General features: G+C 59.7%; 22 protein-coding genes and 4 pseudogenes. 7 read left to right on the top strand and 19 right to left on the bottom strand.

Features of this window, described 5'->3' with window-relative positions:
• Positions 1–280 precede the first annotated feature (280 nt).
• Both OMP40_RS23570 and OMP40_RS23565 read left to right on the top strand, forming a co-directional pair.
• Positions 281–1,204, top strand: coding sequence for a transposase (locus OMP40_RS23570; RefSeq protein ID WP_277535102.1), 924 nt, complete (start codon positions 281–283; stop codon positions 1,202–1,204).
• Positions 1,189–1,491: a hypothetical protein gene (locus tag OMP40_RS23565; protein ID WP_277535101.1), complete on the top strand. Its 303-nt coding sequence runs from the start codon at positions 1,189–1,191 to the stop codon at positions 1,489–1,491. Before OMP40_RS23570 ends, OMP40_RS23565 begins: the two co-directional genes overlap by 16 nt.
• A 119-nt stretch (positions 1,492–1,610) precedes the next feature.
• Here OMP40_RS23565 and hemG read toward each other — a convergent pair whose 3' ends face one another.
• The 5 genes and pseudogenes from hemG to hemE all read right to left on the bottom strand — a co-directional run bounded on the left by hemG (position 1,611) and on the right by hemE (position 5,128).
• Positions 1,611–2,357 carry a protoporphyrinogen oxidase gene (gene hemG, locus OMP40_RS23560; RefSeq protein ID WP_277535098.1) on the bottom strand — a complete coding sequence of 249 codons (747 nt, stop codon included), beginning with the start codon at positions 2,355–2,357 and terminating at the stop codon, positions 1,611–1,613.
• Positions 2,358–2,380: 23 nt separating this feature from the next.
• Entirely contained in the window at positions 2,381–2,785 is a 405-nt protein-coding gene (locus OMP40_RS23555; protein ID WP_277535097.1) for a hypothetical protein, read from the bottom strand.
• Positions 2,786–2,819: 34 nt separating this feature from the next.
• Positions 2,820–3,110 carry an FAD-dependent oxidoreductase gene (locus tag OMP40_RS23550; protein ID WP_277535096.1) on the bottom strand — a complete coding sequence of 97 codons (291 nt, stop codon included), beginning with the start codon at positions 3,108–3,110 and terminating at the stop codon, positions 2,820–2,822.
• Positions 3,107–4,082, bottom strand: a pseudogene (gene hemH, locus OMP40_RS23545) (ferrochelatase). Before hemH ends, OMP40_RS23550 begins: the two are co-directional and overlap by 4 nt.
• Complete coding sequence (gene hemE / locus OMP40_RS23540) at positions 4,079–5,128, bottom strand: uroporphyrinogen decarboxylase (protein WP_277535094.1); 1,050 nt, start codon at positions 5,126–5,128, stop codon at positions 4,079–4,081. The pseudogene hemH and the gene hemE overlap by 4 nt, the downstream one beginning before the upstream one ends.
• Positions 5,129–5,296: 168 nt before the next feature.
• On the opposite strand from hemE, the pseudogene OMP40_RS23535 reads away from it, so the two are divergent.
• Positions 5,297–6,512 (top strand): annotated as a pseudogene (locus OMP40_RS23535) (MFS transporter).
• Here the strand turns inward: OMP40_RS23535 and OMP40_RS23530 are convergent.
• Positions 6,499–7,161 (bottom strand): O-methyltransferase, encoded by a 663-nt coding sequence (locus OMP40_RS23530; protein WP_277537987.1) that lies wholly within the window; start codon positions 7,159–7,161, stop codon positions 6,499–6,501. The pseudogene OMP40_RS23535 and the gene OMP40_RS23530 sit on opposite strands and share 14 nt — an antisense overlap.
• A 221-nt stretch (positions 7,162–7,382) precedes the next feature.
• Here OMP40_RS23530 and OMP40_RS23525 point away from each other — a divergent pair, with 221 nt between their 5' ends.
• Positions 7,383–9,506 carry an LTA synthase family protein gene (locus OMP40_RS23525; protein WP_277535092.1) on the top strand — a complete coding sequence of 708 codons (2,124 nt, stop codon included), beginning with the start codon at positions 7,383–7,385 and terminating at the stop codon, positions 9,504–9,506.
• Here OMP40_RS23525 and OMP40_RS23520 read toward each other — a convergent pair.
• The 10 genes and pseudogenes from OMP40_RS23520 to OMP40_RS23475 form a co-directional block, all read right to left on the bottom strand.
• Positions 9,437–9,697, bottom strand: coding sequence for a YuzB family protein (locus OMP40_RS23520; RefSeq protein WP_277537986.1), 261 nt, complete (start codon positions 9,695–9,697; stop codon positions 9,437–9,439). The two genes, OMP40_RS23525 and OMP40_RS23520, sit on opposite strands and share 70 nt — an antisense overlap.
• A gap of 29 nt (positions 9,698–9,726) precedes the next feature.
• Positions 9,727–10,029, bottom strand: coding sequence for an iron-sulfur cluster assembly accessory protein (locus OMP40_RS23515; protein WP_277537984.1), 303 nt, complete (start codon positions 10,027–10,029; stop codon positions 9,727–9,729).
• 73 nt (positions 10,030–10,102) lie between these two features.
• Complete coding sequence (locus OMP40_RS23510; protein ID WP_277535091.1) at positions 10,103–11,329, bottom strand: M14 family metallopeptidase; 1,227 nt, start codon at positions 11,327–11,329, stop codon at positions 10,103–10,105.
• Positions 11,330–11,494: 165 nt separating this feature from the next.
• Positions 11,495–12,311 (bottom strand): annotated as a pseudogene (gene racE / locus OMP40_RS23505) (glutamate racemase).
• Between the two features lie 169 nt (positions 12,312–12,480).
• Positions 12,481–12,777: a YtxH domain-containing protein gene (locus tag OMP40_RS23500; RefSeq protein ID WP_277535089.1), complete on the bottom strand. Its 297-nt coding sequence runs from the start codon at positions 12,775–12,777 to the stop codon at positions 12,481–12,483.
• 53 nt (positions 12,778–12,830) lie between these two features.
• Positions 12,831–13,256: a hypothetical protein gene (locus OMP40_RS23495; RefSeq protein ID WP_277535087.1), complete on the bottom strand. Its 426-nt coding sequence runs from the start codon at positions 13,254–13,256 to the stop codon at positions 12,831–12,833.
• Positions 13,257–13,468: 212 nt separating this feature from the next.
• Entirely contained in the window at positions 13,469–14,131 is a 663-nt protein-coding gene (locus OMP40_RS23490) for a helix-turn-helix transcriptional regulator (protein ID WP_277535085.1), read from the bottom strand.
• Positions 14,132–14,234: 103 nt separating this feature from the next.
• Positions 14,235–14,675 carry a DUF86 domain-containing protein gene (locus tag OMP40_RS23485; RefSeq protein WP_277535083.1) on the bottom strand — a complete coding sequence of 147 codons (441 nt, stop codon included), beginning with the start codon at positions 14,673–14,675 and terminating at the stop codon, positions 14,235–14,237.
• A 10-nt stretch (positions 14,676–14,685) separates the two neighbouring features.
• Positions 14,686–14,823, bottom strand: a complete 138-nt coding sequence (locus OMP40_RS23480) for a hypothetical protein (RefSeq protein WP_277535082.1) — start codon at positions 14,821–14,823, stop codon at positions 14,686–14,688.
• A gap of 15 nt (positions 14,824–14,838) precedes the next feature.
• On the bottom strand, positions 14,839–15,126 hold the full coding sequence (locus OMP40_RS23475) for a Dabb family protein (protein ID WP_277535080.1): 288 nt from the start codon (positions 15,124–15,126) through the stop codon (positions 14,839–14,841).
• 117 nt (positions 15,127–15,243) lie between these two features.
• Here OMP40_RS23475 and OMP40_RS23470 point away from each other — a divergent pair, with 117 nt between their 5' ends.
• Positions 15,244–15,495, top strand: coding sequence for a hypothetical protein (locus OMP40_RS23470; RefSeq protein ID WP_277535079.1), 252 nt, complete (start codon positions 15,244–15,246; stop codon positions 15,493–15,495).
• Positions 15,496–15,598: 103 nt separating this feature from the next.
• Here the strand turns inward: OMP40_RS23470 and OMP40_RS23465 are convergent, their stop codons facing one another.
• Together OMP40_RS23465 and OMP40_RS42190 are read right to left on the bottom strand one after the other, a co-directional pair.
• The gene (locus tag OMP40_RS23465) at positions 15,599–15,889 is read right to left on the bottom strand and encodes a cupredoxin domain-containing protein (RefSeq protein ID WP_277535077.1); all 291 of its coding nucleotides are present in this window, start codon (positions 15,887–15,889) and stop codon (positions 15,599–15,601) included.
• Between the two features lie 253 nt (positions 15,890–16,142).
• A pseudogene (locus tag OMP40_RS42190) lies at positions 16,143–16,551 on the bottom strand (phage holin family protein).
• Positions 16,552–16,736: 185 nt separating this feature from the next.
• Between OMP40_RS42190 and OMP40_RS23455 the strand changes: the two are divergent.
• Complete coding sequence (locus OMP40_RS23455; RefSeq protein ID WP_277535075.1) at positions 16,737–17,660, top strand: alpha/beta fold hydrolase; 924 nt, start codon at positions 16,737–16,739, stop codon at positions 17,658–17,660.
• 84 nt (positions 17,661–17,744) lie between these two features.
• On the opposite strand, the gene OMP40_RS23450 is transcribed toward OMP40_RS23455, so the two are convergent.
• A complete protein-coding gene (locus tag OMP40_RS23450) occupies positions 17,745–18,551 on the bottom strand; it encodes an alpha/beta hydrolase (protein ID WP_277535073.1) in 807 nt (268 codons plus the stop codon).
• A 170-nt stretch (positions 18,552–18,721) separates the two neighbouring features.
• Between OMP40_RS23450 and OMP40_RS23445 the strand changes: the two genes are divergently transcribed.
• A complete protein-coding gene (locus OMP40_RS23445) occupies positions 18,722–20,221 on the top strand; it encodes an IMP dehydrogenase (protein WP_277535071.1) in 1,500 nt (499 codons plus the stop codon).
• Positions 20,222–20,235: the final 14 nt, after the last annotated feature.

The raw sequence follows: 20,235 nt of genomic DNA, 5'->3' as shown, positions 1-20,235 counted from the left end.
CTGGAGTCATTATAGCAGGATGCAAGCGGACCGTAGTCACATTATAGGACGCGAAGGCCGCGAACATAAGCGCGTATTCATACGGTCGGGGGGATAAAATCGTCTACAAGCAGCGCCGAGGTGATATACCTCATTTTTTGTTTTCATACCATTATCCCCGTCGCTCAGAACAAACTCCATTTAACAGGAAAATGGAATTTTCATTTGATAAACGAACGTATGTTTGGTATAATATGATTGTTCCTTAGTACTTGTAAAGGAAGCCTTGGAGGAAACCCCTATGACAAATGACGCGTTTCTTAGCGCTTTCGGCACGGAGCAAGCCTGCATTTCTGCCTTGTTCAATGCGCGCTGGCCAGCTGGATTTCGTTGTCCGGGTTGCGGCGATGCTCGGTATTACGAAACTACGACGCGTCGTCTACCTTTATACGAATGCGCTTCATGCCGAATGCAGACATCGCTGATCGTAGGCACGGTCATGGAGGGGAGCCGCACGCCTTTGACGAGATGGTTTTACGCGATCTATTTGTTATCCGGAGATCACGGCATTAGCGCTTTGAGACTCTGCGAATTGATTCAGGTCACCTACAAAACCGCCTGGCTAATGGCGCATAAGATCCGAAGCGCCATGTCCGAAGCCGACGCCTCCGTACGATTGACCGGCGATGTTAGGATCGATCGTTGCTATTATGGCGACCCGACCTTCGACGACGCGCTGCAGCCATTGCTGATCGGCGCTTCATTTAATGAGGCAGCCGAGCCTGCCATGATCAAGATCAAACAACCGGATCCCGATCATATTTATGAAAATAAACGATTTATTACACCGGAAGGCGTCCAAGCCTTTCATGAGGAACATAGCGACTGTTCGTCCACGCTTGAACTATGCCGTTATCGCAAAAATCACCCCGCGCTCGTCTTGGTCGTTAAACAAATGAACGCTTGGCTGAACCTAACCTTTAACGGCATCGGCGCCAAGCATTTACAACGATACTTGAACGAATTTACATATCGTCTCAATTGCAAGTCTCGCGGCGGCACGGTCTTTTTTGGAGACCGTAAGTTGGTGCGCGAGCTCGCCTGTCCTTACCTATCCACAGCTTACTGCATTCAAGCGGACGCTTCAGGTGCCATGGCTGTGCTTCGGAAGCAAATCTCGTTGGAAAGGCTCGCATTTGTCCCGATGGGGTGCGTAAGCCCTTAGTTGGTTCTGGTTCTGGTTCTGGTTCTGGTTCTGGTTCTGGTTCTGGTTCTGGTTCTGGTTCTGGTTCTGGTTCTGGTTCTGGTTCTGGTTCTGGTTCTGGTTCTGGTTCTGGTTCTGGTTCTGGTTCTGGCTTTGCTATTGCTATTGCTATTGCTATTGCTATTTCTATTGCTATTGCTATTGCTATTGCTATTTCTATTGCTATTGCTACTGCTATTGCTATTGCTACTGCTACTGCTACTGCTACGTTCTCTTATTTTGCTTGCTTCTGGTTCTTTATTTCCTGAGTGGTGGGGATAATGGCATGCTGGAGAAAAAACGAAGCTCTTCACTGGAAGGGAGGGAATTTTTGGAATAAATAACGCCGCTTCGCCTGTGGACGGCGGAGCGGCGGCGACTTGCATCGCTATAGCCCGAGCATTTGACGCGCGGCGGCGCGACCCATTTCAACGCAATCGGGCAGGCCCACCGCATCGAACGGAGCCCCGGTTGCGTAGACGCCGGGCAACGACGATGCGAGCTGCGCCCGAAGCGCTGCGATCGCGGCAGTATGGCCGACCGGATATTGCGGCATCGAGTGGCGGAGCCTGGTGATTTCTATGAATTCGGGAACGGCGGTCAATCCCATCAGCTCCCTCAAATCGTAGCGAACGGCTTCGGCGAGACGATCGTCGGAAAGTTCGACGCCGGATTCGTCGCCCGCGCGGCCTATGTAGCAGCGAATCAGCCGCTTTCCTTCCGGAGCGGTATGCCGCCACTTGGCGGATGTCCACGTGCTAGCCGTGATCGTTCGCCCTTCCGAGCGGGGAACCAAAAATCCGGAACCATCCAGCTTATGCCCGAATGACTTGGCGTCGAAGCCGAGTACGACGTTCGCCACGGATACATAATCGAGCCGCGCCAAAGCGGCAACGTCGACATGCGGACGCAGAAGCTCCGACGCAGCGAACGCCGGCAAGGCGATCAGTACGCGATCGGCATCGAAGGAGGATCCGTCTTCTAATTGAAGCGTATAAATCAGGTTTTGATTCGCGGAGCTCCACACGGCATCAAGCGCGTCATCGCTCAAGCGACGTTCTAACGAGCGGACGCCCAAGCCGAGCCGAACATCGCAGTCATACGCCTCAAGTCTGGCTTGGAGAGACGCGATCAACGTGCTTAATCCGTTTCGGAACGTCAGAAATGCCGTTGGCGGGATCGGATAGCCGCCGACCGCCTCGGATCTTGCGGCCGCAGCCTTTTCCCGGCGGCGGGGGCCTTGCGCTTCGCATCGATCATGCCTCGAATGACGCTTCCGTACTTGCGCTCCATTTCGGCAAATTGAGGAAATGTGGCCCTAAGGCCAAGTTTATACAAATCCCCGGCATGTATGCCTGCCAAAAGCGGTTCGGCGATCGCCTCGACCATCTCTTTCCCGAGCCGGCGTTCGAGAAAATGGCCGACGGACTCGTCTTCGTCCGTAAGTTTAGGCGGTAGACGCAGCTCGTCGAGCGCCCGCAACTTGCCGTGCGGCGATATAAGCGAATTTTGCGCAAAAGCGCCAAGATCGTTCGGAATGCCCAGATTAAGCCCTTTGGGCATCGGAAGAAGTCTGCCGCCGTGCGCGAGATACGTTTTAACGGCAACCGGATTCGTACCGACGAGTTCCCCCCAGCAGACCGAGGTCTTTGGCCAGTTGAAGCATCGGAAGCTTACGTCCCAAAAACGAATCCGCGCCCCGCTCGATTACGAAACCGTCGCGCCGAAGCGTGTTGACTTTACCGCCAAGCCGGTCAGCGGATTCGAAGACGGTGACGCTCGCGCGAATCCCCGCTTCATCGGCCAAGCGGCATGCGTAAAACGCGGCGCTTAATCCGGTCAGTCCGCCGCCGACGACCGCGATTCGCAGCGAACCTTCCCCGCTCATGCCTGGGTTGCGCCCGCGGCGCCTTCGGTTTCGTCGAATCGGACTGCCGCGCCGATCACCGAGTCCGCGAGTGCCTGCATATATTTGGGATCGTCATTGAGCATCTGGATGCGCGCCAAGGAAATACCAAGCTCCGAAGCATGGCGTTTCGCCTCGATATCGATATCGTACAAAACTTCCAGATGATCGGATACGAACCCGACCGGCGTTACGAGCACGAATTTGACGTTTTCCTCGGCGAGCCCGTTCAGCGTCTCCAAAATGTCCGGTCCCAGCCAAGGCTGGCCGGTCTGTCCGGCGCTCTGCCAGGTAAACTGCCAACGCGAGATGCCGGCGGCTTCCGCGACGGCCTTCGACGTTTCGAGCAGCTGTTCCTGATACGGATCGTTCATCTCCAAGATGCGGGCCGGCAAGCTATGCGCGCTGAACAATACCAAACCGTCGTCTGCGGATATGCCGGCCTTGTCCAATCCGGCTTGGACCCGCTCGGCCAACGCTTCGATAAGGACCGGATGAAGGTGATACTTCTCCACGCCGGCGAAAACGATATTGTGCTTGTCAGCCGTTTCTTGCGCTCTTTTCAAGTAACCGCCGACGCTCATCGACGAGTATTGCGGCGTCAGGACGATGCCAACGGCTCGCTCGATGCCGTCGCGGGCCATCGCTTCGATACCGTCCTCGATAAATGGAGACGCGTGCTTCAATCCTTGATAGCATACGTAGCGTCCTTGCCCCGCAAGTTCGTCCAGCCGGCGTTGAAGCGCCTCTACCTGCCGGTTCGTGTTTTCCCGAAGCGGAAATACGCCGCCGACGATCGCGCGATACCTGGACGTCAAGTCCTCAAGCTGGGCCTCGGTCGGCGGATGCCCCCCGTCTGATATGCGTATAATAAGCCTCGACGCCCTCCAAACTTTCAGGCGTGCCGTAAGACATGACGAGGACGCCGACCGGCGCCTGCCCGGAAACGCTCATAGGGATACCTCCGATGCCAGCTTCTGGCGGGTATAATCGTGGACGTACGCGGTCAGTTCCTTCAACTTCTCAAGCGAGGCTTCGGGGAACAAGCCGTGACCCAAATTAAAGATAAAGCCCGGCGTTTGCATGCCTTCGTCCAGAATCGCGCGCGCTCTGTCATGGATGATTTCTTGCGGCGCGGTTAGCACGTACGGATCGAGATTGCCTTGAACCGCGAACCGACCGCCCGTGCGCTCACGGCCTTCCGCGATCGATACGCGCCAATCGAGGCCGATCACGTCGGCCTGCAGGCTTTTCATATAAGGAAGCAGCTCGCCGGAGCTCACGCCCGGAAAATAGATCTTCGGGATCGTAATATCCGCGGTCTGCGCGAAAATGCTCTCGACATGCGGCAGCACGAACTCCGCAAAATCGCGAGGCGCAAGGGCGCCTACCCAGCTGTCGAACAGCTGCACCGCTTGGGCTCCGGAGGCGGCGTGCGCGCGCAAATATGAGGCTGCCATATCGGCCAGCTTGGCCATCAGCTTGTGCCAAACGGCAGGCTCGCCGTACATCAGCGCCTTGGTTCTGATATACGACTTGGAGGGACGGCCCTCGACGATATAGCTGGCCAGCGTAAACGGCGCGCCGGCGAACGTAATCAGCGGGACGTCGAGTTCCCGGTTCAAAATGCGAATCGTCTCCAGAACATGGCCCAGGTCCCGCTCTGCGTCGAACGGCTTCAACCGGTCGACGTCGGCCTCAGTGCGCACGGGATTGTCGATGACCGGCCCGATGTCCTTGACGATATCGAAGTCGATGCCGATCGATGCGACAGGGTTCATAATATCGGAGTATAAAATCGCGGCGTCCACGCCGAGCTTGCGAACGGGCATCATCGTCACTTCCGCCGCGAGCTCCGGCTGCCTGCAAATTTCGAGCAAGCTGTATTTCTCTTTGATTTTCCGGTAATCGGGGTCGTATCGTCCGGCTTGTCGCATGTACCAGACGGGCACCCGGTCGACGGGTTCGCGCCTGCACGCGCGCAGGAAGCGGTCATTCATATTTCAGTATCCCCTTTAGGTCATAAGATAGGTCCCGATCACGAAGCGATCATTCGGTTTTATTATGCCCTTTTTTGACCGAATGCCACAACCTTTCGTCCTCGGGTCCTTATGACAATCCGTTGACAAACCGTCGTTGAATCCGTGAAGAAGAGGCGAGGTGCGCGTTTGGAACGCTGGAAAATCAATTTGACGGTGCTGTGGCTCGGCAACTTTCTGGTGATGGCCGGCATGACGATGATCACGCCCTTCCTGTCTCTCTACCTGCAACAGGATCTCGGCGTCGTGGGCGAGCATGAAATCGGCGTATGGGCAGGTCTTATTTTCGCGGCGAATTTCGTCACTTCGTTTTTCTTTCAGCCGCTTTGGGGCAAGCTGTCGGACCGCTACGGACGCAAGGTGATGCTGCTGCGCTCGGGATTCGGCATGTCGATCGTCATGGTACTGATGGGGTTCGCGGCGACGCCGCTCCATCTGCTGCTGCTCCGGATGGCGAACGGGATTATCTCCGGCTACTCGCCTGCCGCCGTCTCGCTCGTCTCCGCCTCGACGCCTAAAGAGAAAATCGGCTTCGCCATGGGAACGCTGCAGTCCGGCGGTACCGCCGGCACGATCCTGGGTCCGCTAATCGGCGGATTGATGGCGGATACGTTCGGTTTCCGTCCGATTTTTTTATATTACCGGTTCGCTCATGTTCGTCGCTTCCGCGCTCTCCTGGCTGCTTGTGCGCGAGCGCTTCGACCGGGCCGCCGCCCGCGTCGCGCCGCAAGCCAGTCTGGCTTCGGGGCTGAAGCGGTTGACCGCGATCCGGGAGCTTCCCGCGCTCTTTTCCGTTACGTTCCTGATCCAGTTCGCCTTGCTCAGTCCGATGGCGCTCATCCCGATTTACGTGCAGCACCTGCACGGCACGACTGAAAATCTGGCCTTCTGGGCCGGCTTCGTCGGGTCGGTCACGGGCTTCTCCAACATGATCAGCGCGCCTCTGCTCGGTAAGCTGAGCGATCGAAAAGGAGCTACGCGCGTGCTGGTCTACTCGCTGCTTGGAGCGGGTCTGCTCTTTATTCCACAAGCCTTCGTCGCAAACGTGGGGCAATTGCTCGTTTGCCGGTTTTTGCTGGGCTGCTTTGTCGGCGGGCTCATCCCGACGGTCAATGCGCTCATCCGCCGGCATACGCCCGACGACAAAGTAAGCATGGCGTTCGGCTTCAACAGCAGCGCCGTTGCGCTAGGCAATATGGCCGGCCCCGTCATCGGAGGCGCCTTGTCGGGATACATCGGCATCGAAGGCCTCTTCCTCGTCTCCGCCGCCGCGCTTCTAGGCACCTCGGTCTGGGCGCGAAGCGCGCTTGTCAATAGATCGTCCGCAGCGGCTAGCGGACCATAAACAGCGCAAGTCCGTCATACGACGGCAAATGCGTGCCGAGCAGGCGCGGATCGGTCGCCAATCGGCGATTGAAGTCCCGCACCGCCTGCACCGCCGGCCCTTGCTTGGCATCGTTTAACGTGCGGCCTCTGAGTAGCGTATTGTCGGCGGCGATCACCGCGCCCGGCGCCGCAAGACCGATCGCGCGCTCCAGGTAATTCGGATAATTCTCCTTGTCCGCGTCGATGAAAAAAAAGTCGAAGCGCCTTCCCGACGCCTGCAGCTTGTCCAAAGAAGCCAGCGCGTCGCCCACGATCATTTCCGCCAGGTTACCGTAGCCGGCCCTCGCGATATTGGCCGTCGCCAGCGCCGCGTATTCCGGATTCAGTTCAAGCGAAGTGAGCCGCCCGGCTGCCATCAATCCGCGTGCCAAGCAGATGCCGCTATATCCGGCCAGCGCGCCGATCTCCAGCACGGCCTTGCACCGCGCCGCGGCGACCAGCATCGTCAGCAGTCTGCCGTATCCGGGGGCCACCGATATGTCGGGCATTCCCCGCTCCCGAATCGACTCGCTGACGCGGGCCAAATCTTCGTCTTCGCCGAACAATCCTTCAAAGTAAGCTTCGGGACTTAGCGCCCCGCCTTGCTCCTTGCCTTCCGTCACCTTCAGTTCCTCCCCGCACGCCGATTCACGATCATGGCTAAGCGAACAAAATTATAAACGTTGCGCGGCTTTCCTGCAAAAAAACGGCACCCTTCGCGCGTGAAAAAAAACATGTCAAAGCGTTATACTGTTTTCTGTATGTAAAACGCCAATATAAACGCCGCCTTTGTCGCGGCAAACTGCAACCGAATTCTCGGTCCTGCCGGAAAGCGAGGAATTATCATTTCATGAATATCCAACTTCGAACGACGGTCGCTAAAGGCGCCAAACTGGCGGCGCGCGGTCTTGCCTCCTGGCCGTACTGGGGCGCCATGCTTGTCGTTCTATCGATCGTATACAAGCTGAATTGGCTCGATCACCAGCTGAATGTCGGAGGCATGAACGAGTGGAAATGGAAGGTCAACTACGGCGCCATGGTCATCGCGACCTTCTGGGTGGTCTGGCTCGGGCGGCGGGCTCGCGCCGTATCGCTTGCCGTCCTCGATTTGATTATCTCCGTGCTTTTGTTCGCCGATCTCGTCTACTTCAGATACTTTAAAGATTTTATTTCCATTCCCGTGCTTCTCCAGGCCAATCAGGTCAGCTCGCTGGAGGACAGCATCTGGAGCCTGATCCATCGGGGAGACCTGGTGCTGCTGTGCGACATCCCGGTAGCGCTCGCGTACGCGGCATGGGCATGCTGGTACTGGCGACCCGCGCGAATTGCCCGCCGCAACGGCGGCGTACAAGTACGCAGCAGCTCCCGCTCCCGCCTGATGCTGAATACCGCGCTGGCAGCCCTCCTGCTCGCGATGGGAATTTCCATGATCGTCGGCCCCGTCAATCAACAAAAAAACGGCTGGGCGAGCGGACTTTTCGTCGGAAACTGGTGGAACATTCCCATTTACAACGTGACTGGCCTGCTCGGGTTTCACGGGTACGATACCTACCGGTACGCCAAGGAGCACTGGTTCAGCGGCGGCGTCAGCGAAGCGCAGGTTCAAGAAGCGAAGGATTGGTTTGACGCCCGCAAACCGCTCCAGGAGCAGGCCGAATCGGAGCCGATGTTCGGCGCGGCAAAAGGTAAAAACATCCTCATGATCCAAGCCGAGGCGTTCCAATCGTTCGTCATCGGTCAATCCTTAGGCGGGCAAGAGATTACGCCAAATTTGAACGCGCTGATCGGCAAAAGTCTTTATTTCCCCAACTTCTACCACCAGACCGGCCAGGGCCGCACCTCGGACGCCGATTTCCTGACCAGTTGCTCGCTGCATCCGATGCCGACGGGCTCCGTGTTCATCCGGTTCGCGGACCACGACTTCAACTGCCTGCCCGAGATCCTGAACGCCCAAGGCTACGATACGACGGTTCACCACGCCTACGACGGCAGCTTCTGGAATCGCAACAATATGTACCACAATATGGACTACGGCAAGTTTTACAGCATCAAGGACTTCGACGAAGACGAGCCGCTGGGCTGGTCGATCGGCGACAAGTCGTTCCTGCAGCAGACGGTCGATCAAATCAAGGAGCGCGGCGCATCGCCTTTCTACGCTTTCGCGATTACGATTTCCGGCCATCATCCGTTTAATCTGCCCGATTACAAGACCGAATTCGAAGTCGGGGACTTCGACGGAACGACGTTCGGCGACTATCTACAAGCGGCGCACTACGTGGACGCGGCCATCGGAGAACTCATGGACCGGTTGAAGGACGAAGGGTTGTGGGACGACACGGTGCTGATGCTGTACGGGGATCACGACAACTCGCTCTACGACAAAAAGCCGTACGAACAGTTGATCGGAAAGTCGCTGTCCGACGAGGAGATGGACGCGATCATCCGCAAAGTGCCCTTCTTCATCCACTTTCCTGGCGATGCGAACGCGGGGGTCAGCGAAAAGGCGGTCGGACAGATCGACACGGCCCCGACCATTCTGCAGATGCTCGGCATCCCGATGGGAGAAAATAAAATGATGGGCATCAGCATGCTGTCCGCCGCGGAAAAGCCCGTCGTCTTCCGGACCGGAGGATTCACGGACGGCAAGGTATACTACATGCCTTCGAACGGGGGGACGACAGGCGGCTCCTGCTACTCGCTCGCGGACGGATCGGCTGCGGACGTATCCGCATGCGACGCAGGCAAGGAAGCGGCAGATCGGGAGCTTCGGGTCTCGGACGTCGTCGTCGAGCACGATCTGCTGCCCGAGCTGAAAAAAAGAACAATGAACGATGGATTTGCCGCAATGAACGATCAAAAAAAGAGCGCTCCGGCTTGGTTCGATGGCCGGGCGCTCTTTTTGACTTATTTGCGGGCTTTGATAAACGGCTTGACCTTCTCGAGCGCCTCGTCTTCGGTCGGCGCCGCGATGTAACGGCCGTTGATGAAAACGAACGCCCGCTTGGCGCAAGGGCCGCAATACGACTTGCAGCCGACGCGGATCTCGGCGGCCGGGTCCAGCTTCTGCAGCTTGCTCGTGAGCGTCTTCACCCGCGTGTGCTTGCACTTGTCGCAGATGCGGATGTCGTTGGGGCTCGGTCCCGCAAGGGGATCCGCCGCAGGAATGACGCGGACCTCGGGGGGGCGCTGCCCGATCAATGATCGCCATGGTTCCCCTTGCTCGGATTCGTAATCACGAAGCCTTCCTGCGGAAAGTAGAGATAGTCGATCTTGACGCCGTCGAGCAGTTCGGCGCCCTTGGTCAGCAGAACGTCGATACCTTTATCTGTAGAAACGATCTCGTCGTCCTCCGTCGGCTTGGTCATGTCCAGACCGTAGTGGGCGTGATCGCCGTGGCTGTGCGTAATCAGGACGCGAAGATACAAGCCTTCGTTCTCCGGCTTGTCCAGCTCGAGCTTCAGGATCTTGGCCGCATTGCGCGTAATCTTGCATTGCATGATCGTGTTCACTCCAATCGTCGGCATCTCTCCCTGCGATGCTTCGCCGGGGAGATCATGTACTATTGTATATTCACCCGGGGCTTAAGTCCAGCGCTTCCGTAAGCAGCCGAAGGCAGTCGTCGTACATCTCTTCGAAATCGGACAGGGGCAGCGGATTGCGCCCGCAGCCCGCCTCGACGGTAAAGCCGGGCCTGCGATACTTCGCGATAAACCAATCCTTGTAGCCCGCGTCGCTGCCTGTCAGTTCTAAGGGCCGATAGCCGGAGGCGAGTCCCAGGCGATGCGCCCATGCCTTCGACTCCGGCGGCTCGAGCCCGCCATAATTCCAGTAGATCTCCTCGCCTTGCGTATGGAGCGCGATGACGGCGTCGAAGCTGTGCGCTTCGGTGAATGCGGCCAGCGCAGCCGCCTCAGGCTCGGAAAGCGGCGCTTCGCCGCCATAATCGCGCGGGGCCGGACCGTACACGGCGCGCCGGCGGCGCTCTTCCTCCCAGCCCGCGGGAAACTGGTCGTTCAGATCGACCCCTCTGGCATTGGCCTTCCAGTTGCGAAAAGAAGCGGAGCCGCGGTTCCACCGGCCGATCCGGGCGGAGAGCGGATGTTCCGGCCGCAGTCCCTCCTGCACGAGTTCGACGCCGTCGGGGTTGACCATCGGGACGACCCACAGCGTCGTCCGCTTGTATAGGTCGGCGGCGTCGAATCCTCCGATCTGCGTCTTGCGGCGGCAAGCCCGGCCGTAATCCTCCAGAAAGCGCATCGCGATCAGCGACGTGATCCATTCGTTGGCGTGCATGGCCGCGTTCACGTGCCAGCGGAACGGGCCGTCTCCGATGCCGGCTGCGAGGATCGGCTTGCCCATGACGCTGCTGCCGATCGCAGCCGTTTTTATAAACGGAAACGCGCGCGCCAGTCGCTTCAAATCGGCAGCCACCCTGTCCGGACCGTAGGCGGACGAGGGTAAAACGATACGTCCGGCTGCCGCCGCAGGGAGCGCGATTCGCGTTCCTGGCGCCGGTTCGGCGGCTTCTAGGGACAAATGCGGATTCAGCGCTCTCAGTCTGCTCGCCGTGCAGCCGAACCATTCGGCGATCGCGGCCAGCGCGTCTCCGGGCTGCACCACGTATATGCGCTTTCGCGCAGGCATAACGGGCACGTACAGCAGCTCGCCTGCGCGGATCGGCTCGTCCGCGGGCCGCTGCGGATTCGCGCAGGCGAGCTCGCGGACCCCGATTTGAGCCGAGCGAGCGATCGACCCGTACGTATCGCCGTGCGTTGCCACGTATTCTTCCATGCGCATGATCGATCCCTCCAGCGTTCGCTTCGCAGCGTGCGGCGCGATGCCCCATGCGCCGACGCGGTATATTTTTGTATGCCTTGGCGAACGCGGTTATGACGCCGGAAAACAAAAACGAAGCCTTCCGGCGTCCGCGGGACGGCCGAAAGGCTTCGGTGATTAACATGCTTATGCGCCGATATGCGGCACCTGCCAGACGACAGGCGTCAGCCGGATCTGCTCGCCGAGCCAGGTCTGGGCGATCTCCCTGAACTTCGCCGGGTCGCCGCTGCAAAAAAATTGGTGAAGCGGCGCGCCGTCCGCCTCCGCAAGCTGGCCGGAGCGCTCCAGGATCGAACGTATCTCTCTGGCGGTCTCGTCGGCCGAGCTGATGAGCGCGACGTCCGGCCCCATCGCCTCCGAGATCGCGTCGGCGAGGAACGGATAGTGGGTGCAGCCCAGAATCAGGCTGTCCAGCTGCGTGCCCTTCAACGATTCGAGCGAGGACGCCACGATCTCCTGCGTGCGCGCCGAGCGGAAATTGCCGTCCTCGACGAGCGGCACGAAGCCCGGGCAAGCCCGGCTCACGACTTGTACGCTGCCGCCCGACAGCGTACGCAGCGCCGCCTCGTAGGCGCCGCTGCGAATCGTGCCCTCCGTGCCGATGACGCCGATGACGCCCGTACGCGTGCGTCCGAGCGCGGCGCGCGCGCCGGGACCGATGACGCCGACCACGGGGACGGAGACGCGGCCCGTGATATCCTCGAGCGCCACGGCCGTTGCCGTATTGCAGGCGATGACGATCATTTTCGGATTGAATTGGACGAGATAGTCGACAATCTCCCGGGTAAATTCGACCACTTGCTCGGCTGAGCGGGACCCGTAAGGCGTGCGCGCCGTATCGCCGAAATATAAAATCTTCTCTCGGGGGAAGCTGACGCATCACTTCTTTGACGACTGTCAGTCCGCCCACGCCGGAGTCCAGGACTGCGATCGCTTGTTGCACGAGAACACCGCTTTCTGCTCAGGAGATGACGAATCTAGATAAATTATGAGATTTTCGCGCAAAAGGTACCTACATATTAGCGCATATTCAGGTGCGGTTCAAGGCATGAAGCGGCGCCGCCCGGACGCTCCGGACGGCGCGGAAGTGAAGCGAGGAAGCGGCTGCGGGATTAGATCGCCGCCGATTCTTCGGATGCGGAGACGCTCTCCTCCGCGCTTTTTTTGGAGAACTTGGCGCGCACGCCTTCGGCCCAATCGGCAGACTTCTTCGCGATCGTCTGCGCGGCGCCGCCTGCCGCCTTGCCGATATCGGCCGTCTTCGCGCCGACGAGCTGAGCGGTGTCCGCGAGATCCTTGCGAAGCGCTTTGCCCGGCTTCGGCGCGAAGAGCAGCGCTGCCGCCGCGCCAAGCGCCGCGCCCGATACGGCGCCGAACAGGAATGATTTAACAACCTTGCGTTCTGCCATCTTGTATCCCTCCGATGTGGTTTAATTCCTTCGTTCCTTGCTTCGGATACGCGCTAGCGGCGTCGGTCGGCCCTGCCTTCGTCTCCGGAAGGAGAGACTTCGGCGAACGATTCGTCGTCCTGCGCTTCGGACGGATCGAAGACGCTTTGCGTCCAGCGGACGAACCGCCCGCGCCAGGCATCCAGGATCTCCGCCGCCGATTCGGCCGATCTGGCGGCGGCCTCGCCGAACGCTCTGCCGCCTTCCGCCAGCCTTGCGGCGGATCTCGCCGCGCCGCGACATAGCTCCGCAGCCTCCGCGGCGCCTGAAGCGAGCCGGCGCATCTGCCGCAGCGAATCGGCGCCTTCGGCTTCGAGCGTCTTGGCGGCTTCCCTGCAGGCGTTCAGCGCGCGCGCCGCCGACACCCCCGCGAGCAGCGCCGCGACCGCTACGGCAGCAAACATAACCGCAGCTGCGTATCCCGCGATCGTCCAAGCCATCGTCTCTCCTCCTTCCGGATCGAACCTCCGTATTCGAAGCCGGGCATCCGCCCATGCGCCTAACACATTATAAGAACTTGCGGCCCGTCCTGACACATCGGACAAGCCTCATTTTTTCGCCTGCGCCTGCCCGCTTAAGCCGCCGCGCGGCAAAAAGCCGGCCCGAGGCTGTCGCCCCCCGCCGGCTTCGACTGTCGCTTTAAAAACATGTCTTAAGACATCGCCGCTTTTTCCGCAGCCGGAAGCCGGATCGCATAGGCGCATTTCGCGCCGCCGTCCGCGATGCATTCGGTCCGATTCACCTCGGCGCCCAGCAGCGCCTCGAACAGCTGCTGCTCGCAGCGGCACGCCTCGCGATACTTGCCAGCGACCTGGGCGATCGGGCAATTGTACTCGTACAGCGTGTAATGCTCCCCTGCGCCGTCCCGCTCCCAGTGGGACATGTAGCCGCCAGCCTGCTGGATCGCGGCCAGCTCGGCCACCCGCTCTTCGAGCGTCGCGCCGGCCATCGCCGATTTGTGCCTTGCGATCAGCTTGTCGCGGCGGCCCGCGAACATGCGTCCGATGATCGCCTCGCCCGCAGGATCGTCGTCAAGCTCGCCGAGCAGATCGAGGGCAAGCTGCGGATATTTCTTTGGAAACAAATCGTCAGCGCGCGGCGTCAATCGGTAGATGGAAACGGGCCTGCCCATCGCCTGCTTCAACGTCTCGGCTTCGACGAGTCCCTCGCGCTCCAGTGCCTGAATGTGGCGGCGGACGCCCATCTCCGTGATCGACAGCGCCTGCGAGAGCGACGCGATGCTGCCGCCGCCTCCCGTCCGGAGCGTCTGGAGCAGCTGCTGGCGTGTTGTCCTTCCTTCGTCGTGCGGCAGCATAGGCCTCTCCTCCCACGTACGGTCGGCGCCAAAAGAAAAAAAGCCGCCCGCTTATGCTCCTATTGTATAGGAATAAGCGGGCAGCGTAAATTGCCAATCCTCGTCAGCGCGGCTGCTCCCACGGGTCGAGCTCGCGCCGCAAGTACAGCTTGACGGATTCGGAGAACGAATCCAGCAGCGTCTTAAGCTCGCCGGTCAATGGATTCAGCCGCTGACGCTGCCACAGGTCGTAATCCTGCACGAGCGGCCTGCGAAGCGCTACGAGCGCACGCAGGCGCTCGGTCAAGCGCTCGTCGATGACGCCCTCGCCGCCGATGACGCCGATGATGTCCTCGTAGCTGCCCGCGTCGCGCATCATAAATCCGTCGATAAGGAAGCTGCCGATGTCGGTCACGATCTCGAGCGCCAGATGCAGGCAGCGTTCCTGCGCCAGTCCCTGGAGCAGATCGCCCTTCCAGTCGGCCGCGATTGCGGATGCGGCTTCGCCCAGATCCGGCACGCAGCGCAGCCGGCTCGCGATCGCTTCCCTGTTTACATAATACATGCCATCACCCTCAATCCTTCTTGCCGCGCTTGCTGCGCCCTTTGCGGCGCAGCCAGTAGATCATGATTACCGCGCTGATGATGATCACCAGCAAATAAGTCATCATTTCGTACAAATCGCCGGCGCCGGAGTCGGTCGTCGTGTTCACGCGCTTTCGCTCCCTTTAGCTCTCGTAGTCGACGACGGCCTGCGCTTCGCGCGCGACGGACATATGCTCGATGACCTTCTTGTGCTCAGGGTGCACCTGGTAGGCCTGCATCTCCTCCAGCGAGGCGAACTTCGTCACGAGCGAGATATCGTAGGAGCGCTCGGAATGAACGACGTCCGTGCCGACCTCGATCGACAGCAGCTGTTCGATTTTACCTTCCATGTTGCGCAGCACGCCCGCCGTAAGGGCGACGCTCTCAGGGCTGCGATCCTTCAATTTAAAAAGCACGATATGAGTCAGCATACGGTTGTCCCCTTTCAGGATTGTGCGCATGTATCCGCGCGTCTATCCCGCATGTCCGTCCGTCGCGACGCGCATACTATACGCATTCTCGCTGGACGCCGCGGAAGGAGGCAGGTCATGCGGCTCACTTATACGATCGTGTTCACGGCGATCGGACTTGCGCTATGTTTGTTCAATGCGACGGGATACGATCCCCACAACGCCTTTTTGTTCATGTTCAGCGTGCCGATCTGGTTCGTGGAGCTGTTCGGCGACATTCACAAGGTCAGCGTGATCGGCATGTACGCGCTCACCGTGCTCAGCTACGCCGTCATCGGGGCGGTCTGCGATTATCTGATCGCCAAGCTGTACCGGCGAAGAAGCGCCTGACGGGCGCGGACCGAACGAACGGCCGAATTGGCGAAACCTACAAGCATCCGATTCGTAAAAAAAGGAGCCGGCAACGGCTCCTTTCTCCTTTGCGCAAGGATCGTTATTCGACGACGATCGTGGACTTCATGGTCGAGTGGCCTTGTCCGCACATGATCGAACAATGAATCTCGATCGTCTTGCCCTTGTCGCTCTCCGGGAACGTATAATCCGCCTCTGGATTTTCCTGGGTGAGGTCGAGATTCGCGGCCTGGATTGCAGCGCCGTGTACGCCCAGCTTGTTCGAAAATTTGATCTTGTAGTTGGTGCCCGCCTTGACGCGATACTCCGCTTGATCGAACTTGTACCCTGCCGATGTCGCGGTGATCTTCAGCAGCTCCTGGCCTTCGGCCAAACCTGCTTCCTCGCTCTCAGGCTTCGCCGGCAGATCGTTAGCCAAGAGGTACACAGCAAAAAAGACAGGCCACGATTAGCAAAGCCGGCATGATCCATTTAAACATCGTTGCTCCCCCCTGCTTCCTCGGAATGTCTACCTCTTATATTACCTAAAAGGGGCGCTTTAACTCAACTGTTGACGACGTGAAAGCGTCAACTTTTTTTCACATTTGACAATTTAATGAACGATCCTTTAATAATTTTTTCCATTTTCAAGATTTTAAATCATCGTCCTTGCTTTTGCTTTTCAGGACTTGGATGGCCTGCTTCAGCCGTTCCGGCAGCGGCAGCCCGAGCCGCCCGCAGTTTTCGACAATGGAGATCAGTTCGTTGGCCAGGTAAAAATAAGTGGCGCCCCCCATGACCGCGTTCGTGCCCAGCAATTGATCGATCCGATGGCAAACGAGCAGCACGAGGAGCATCAATCCCTTTTTTGGCCAGTCCCGTGAAGCCCGTCCGGCTGTTCAAGCCGGGACCGATCCGGACAGCTGCATATACGCCCGTCAAATAATCGACGCCCATTGCGACGACCAGCAGCGTCAGCGCCTCGCTCCACATGCCGAACGCAAAGGTGAGCACGGAGCCGGCAGCGGCGACCGCGCAATTCATCGTCCAAGACATCCCGTTCACTCCCCTCCGAGCCGTACTTTTGTCCGGCATGCGCCGGCAGACTCCGTACAGCGTATGCAAACGGGACAAGACCCGAGGCGGCATCTGCGGCGATGCTCGCAATAAGCCGGTCTTCTCGCGAAAATCCGCGCCAAGCGTGAGAACGCCTCTCTCGGGGTAAGGAGTGCTGACGGGACATGGACGCGCTTGCGTCCGCCGGGCTCAGAATGAAGGACAATCATGCGATCGGAGGGAATTCGATGTCTCATTACGTGGAAGTTCAGAAAGGGATTCGAATCTACGTCGAGGATATCGGCGAGGGCACGCCCATTATTTTTCTTCATGGCTGGCCGCTCAATCACAAAATGTTCGAGTATCAATACCTTGAACTGCCGCGCCTGGGCTATCGCTGCATCGGGATCGACCTTCGAGGCTTCGGCAAGTCCGACGCGTCATGGGACGGCTACAATTATTGCAGCTTGGCAGACGACGTGAAGGCGGTGATCGACCACCTGGGCGTATCGGGCGCGACGCTCGTCGGCTTCTCATTAGGCGGCGCGGTCGCCGTGCGTTATATGGCGAGGCATGCGGGACACGGCATCTCGAGGCTGCTGCTCGTCGGAGCCGCCGCGCCTTCGTTCGTGCAGCGCGAGGACTTCAAGCACGGGACGCCGCCTGAAAAGGTGGAAGACATGATTCTGCAGGCGTACGCAGACCGGCCGGCGCTCGCCGCCCAATTCGGCAAAATGCTGACGGCATCCAAGCCGAGCGCCGGCATGGCTGCCTGGCTGCAGTCGCTCGCTTTCGAAGCTTCCGCCGTCGGCACCTACAAAGCGCTCGAGTCTTTGCGCACCGAAGATCTGCGGGAGGACTTGCCGCTCATCGGCGTCCCTACCGCCATTTTTCACGGGGTTCAGGACGAGATCTGTCCGTTCGCGCTGGCTGAGGAGATACGCCGTCTCGTTCCGGCATCGACGCTCCATCGCTTCGAAGAGAGCGGGCACGCGGTGCCGTTCGACGAGCCGCAGCTGTTCAGCGAGCGACTGACGGCATTTCTCGCGGATACGCGCGTCGTGCCCGAGCCGATCGAGGTATCGCCGGAGCAAACGCCGATCTTATAGCGTCAACGCCGGCGACGCATGAAGAAGGCTTGCTCCGGACCGTTCGTCCGGTGCAAGCCTTCTTTGCCTTTCGCTATCGCCGCTCTAGAATCCTTGCGTCTTCAGCCATGCCGCGGCAGCCGACGTCCAGCCGGACGCGTACGGATGGTCCTCCGCCAGTCCGATGCCGTGCACGCCCTTGCTGTATACGTGCAGGTCGAACGGCACGCCTTTCTCCCGCAGCGCGGCCGCGAACAGCAGGCTGTTCTCGACAGGCACCGCAGCATCGTCCGACGTATGCCACAGGAAAGCCGGCGGCGTCTCGGCCGTCACGCGACGCTCCGCGGACATCGCGTCCACGAGCGCCGCGTCCGGCGTCTCGCCGAGCAAATTCTGGCGGCTGCCCGCGTGCGTATGCGGATCTTTGAACGTAATGACGGGATAGCAGAGCACGATCAGGTCCGGCCTGTCCGATGCGCGGTCGATCTCGTCCGCCGCTTCGGGGTTCGGACCTTCCCACTGCGTGCCGGCCGTCGCGACCAGATGGCCGCCGGCCGAAAATCCGAGCAAGCCGATGCGGCCTGGGTCGATGCCGAATTCGGCGGCGCGGGCCCGAACCGTGCGAACCGCGCGCAGCGCGTCGGCGAGCGGCGCCGGATGCTTGTAAGGCGCGACGCGATAGCGCAGCACGAACGCGGATATGCCAAGTCCGTTCAGCCACTTCGCGATCGGCTCGCCTTCATGGGCGGCTCTCGTGCCATAACCGCCGCCAGGGGCTACGATGACGACCGGACGATCGGTCCCCTCGAGCAAATAAGGAAATATAGCGGGCCGATCCTCCGGACCGTCGCCTTCGGCGTAAGGAGCTCCGTCCGGCCAGAGCAAACGTTCATCGGGGGTAAACGCTGTCATTTTCGCACCTCGATCGAATAAGAATCTTTTTTTTCCACTATATCCTAGCATAACGATCTCCGTTTGCCGATAGATTCCGCGCAATTCGCAATCATCCGTTGCCAAGCCCGCCCGCTCGTGCTACTATTGTTAAAATTTAGCGAACGAGAGCTATGGGAGGACGATAGAAAGTGGCCAAATTTTATACGGAGCCTTCACGCACTTTCAGCGAATATTTGCTCATTCCGAATCTGACGAGGCGCGATTGCACAACCGAACGCGTATCGCTGCGAACGCCGATCGTCAAGCACGGCCGCGGCGAACAGCCCCGCCTGGCGCTCAATATCCCCTTCTCCTCCGCCGTCATGCAGTCCGTCTCCGACGATGTCATGGCGGTCGCGCTCGCCCGCAGCGGCGGCATCTCGTTCATTTTCGGCTCCCAGTCCGTCGCCGAGCAGGCCCGAATGGTCGGCAAAGCCAAAGCGTTCAAAGCCGGCTTCGTCGTGAGCCGCTCCAATCTTACGCCGGATCACACGCTCGCCGACGTCAGGGCGCTCAAGGCTTCGACAGGCCATTCGACGGTCGCGATCACGGACGACGGCACGCCGCGCGGCAAGCTGCTCGGCATCGTCACGAGCCGGGACTACCGCGACAGCCGCGACCCGGCCGACAAGCCGATTCGCGCGTTCATGACGCCCTACGCCTCGCTCGTCTGCGGCCGGTCGGGCATCTCGCTTCCGGAAGCGAACGACCTCATCTGGGAGCACAAGCTCAACGTTCTGCCTATCGTGGACGAGACGCAGCGGCTCGAGCACCTCGTTTTCCGCAAAGATTACGACGCGCATAAGGAATATCCCCTCCAACTGCTCGACGCCAACAAAAGCTACGTCGTCGGCGCCGGCATCAACACCCGCGACTATAAAGAACGCGTGCCCGCCCTCGTCGCGGCCGGCGCGGACATCCTCGTCATCGACGCCTCCGACGGCTACAGCGAATGGCAGCGCGATACGATCGAATATATCAAGTCCAACTTCGACATCCCGGTCGGCGCCGGCAATATCGTCGACCGCGAAGGCTTCAGGTATCTCGTGGCGGCCGGCGCCGACTTCGTCAAGGTCGGGATCGGCGGCGGCTCCATCTGCATCACCCGCGAGCAGAAAGGCATCGGCCGCGGACAGGCTTCCGCGCTCATCGAGGTCGCCGAGGAGCGAGACCGTTATTATGAGGAGACCGGCATCTACGTGCCTCTATGTTCCGACGGCGGCATCGTACACGATTACCACATCACGCTCGCGCTCGCCATGGGCGCCGACTTCGTCATGATGGGCCGCTACTTCGCCCGGTTCGACGAGAGCCCGACGCGCAAGCTCAAGGTCGGCAACAACTTCGTGAAGGAATTTTGGGGCGAGGGCTCGAATCGCGCGCGCAACTGGCAGCGGTACGACAGCGGCGGCAAGGAAAACCTGCTGTTCGAGGAAGGCGTCGACTCGTACGTGCCTTACGCGGGCGGCTTGCAGGAGAACCTGGACAAGACGCTCGGCAAAATCAAGTCCACCATGTGCAATTGCGGCTCGATCAGCATCCCCGAGCTGCAACGCGAGGCCCGCATCACGCTCGTGTCCGCGACCAGCCTCGTCGAAGGCGGCGCGCACGACGTCATGATCAAAGAAACCGGCTTGTCCGGGGACTGATACGCGAAAGCTCG

It is taken from the genome of Cohnella rhizosphaerae (assembly GCF_029525575.1).
Lineage (GTDB): Bacteria > Bacillota > Bacilli > Paenibacillales > Paenibacillaceae > Cohnella > Cohnella rhizosphaerae.
Note: the sequence above shows the minus strand (reverse complement) of the source record. Positions and strands in the feature narration are given on the sequence as shown.

Coding starts and splice junctions, on each gene's coding strand:
- OMP40_RS23570 (WP_277535102.1), top strand. CDS start 281: ATGACAAATGACGCGTTTCTTAGCGCTTTCGGCACGGAGCAAGCCTGC.
- OMP40_RS23555 (WP_277535097.1), bottom strand. CDS start 2,785: ATGCCCAAAGGGCTTAATCTGGGCATTCCGAACGATCTTGGCGCTTTT.
- OMP40_RS23550 (WP_277535096.1), bottom strand. CDS start 3,110: ATGAGCGGGGAAGGTTCGCTGCGAATCGCGGTCGTCGGCGGCGGACTG.
- hemE (WP_277535094.1), bottom strand. CDS start 5,128: ATGAATGACCGCTTCCTGCGCGCGTGCAGGCGCGAACCCGTCGACCGG.
- OMP40_RS23525 (WP_277535092.1), top strand. CDS start 7,383: ATGAATATCCAACTTCGAACGACGGTCGCTAAAGGCGCCAAACTGGCG.
- OMP40_RS23515 (WP_277537984.1), bottom strand. CDS start 10,029: ATGCAATGCAAGATTACGCGCAATGCGGCCAAGATCCTGAAGCTCGAG.
- OMP40_RS23510 (WP_277535091.1), bottom strand. CDS start 11,329: ATGCGCATGGAAGAATACGTGGCAACGCACGGCGATACGTACGGGTCG.
- OMP40_RS23500 (WP_277535089.1), bottom strand. CDS start 12,777: ATGGCAGAACGCAAGGTTGTTAAATCATTCCTGTTCGGCGCCGTATCG.
- OMP40_RS23495 (WP_277535087.1), bottom strand. CDS start 13,256: ATGGCTTGGACGATCGCGGGATACGCAGCTGCGGTTATGTTTGCTGCC.
- OMP40_RS23490 (WP_277535085.1), bottom strand. CDS start 14,131: ATGCTGCCGCACGACGAAGGAAGGACAACACGCCAGCAGCTGCTCCAG.
- OMP40_RS23485 (WP_277535083.1), bottom strand. CDS start 14,675: ATGTATTATGTAAACAGGGAAGCGATCGCGAGCCGGCTGCGCTGCGTG.
- OMP40_RS23475 (WP_277535080.1), bottom strand. CDS start 15,126: ATGCTGACTCATATCGTGCTTTTTAAATTGAAGGATCGCAGCCCTGAG.
- OMP40_RS23470 (WP_277535079.1), top strand. CDS start 15,244: ATGCGGCTCACTTATACGATCGTGTTCACGGCGATCGGACTTGCGCTA.
- OMP40_RS23455 (WP_277535075.1), top strand. CDS start 16,737: ATGGACGCGCTTGCGTCCGCCGGGCTCAGAATGAAGGACAATCATGCG.
- OMP40_RS23450 (WP_277535073.1), bottom strand. CDS start 18,551: ATGACAGCGTTTACCCCCGATGAACGTTTGCTCTGGCCGGACGGAGCT.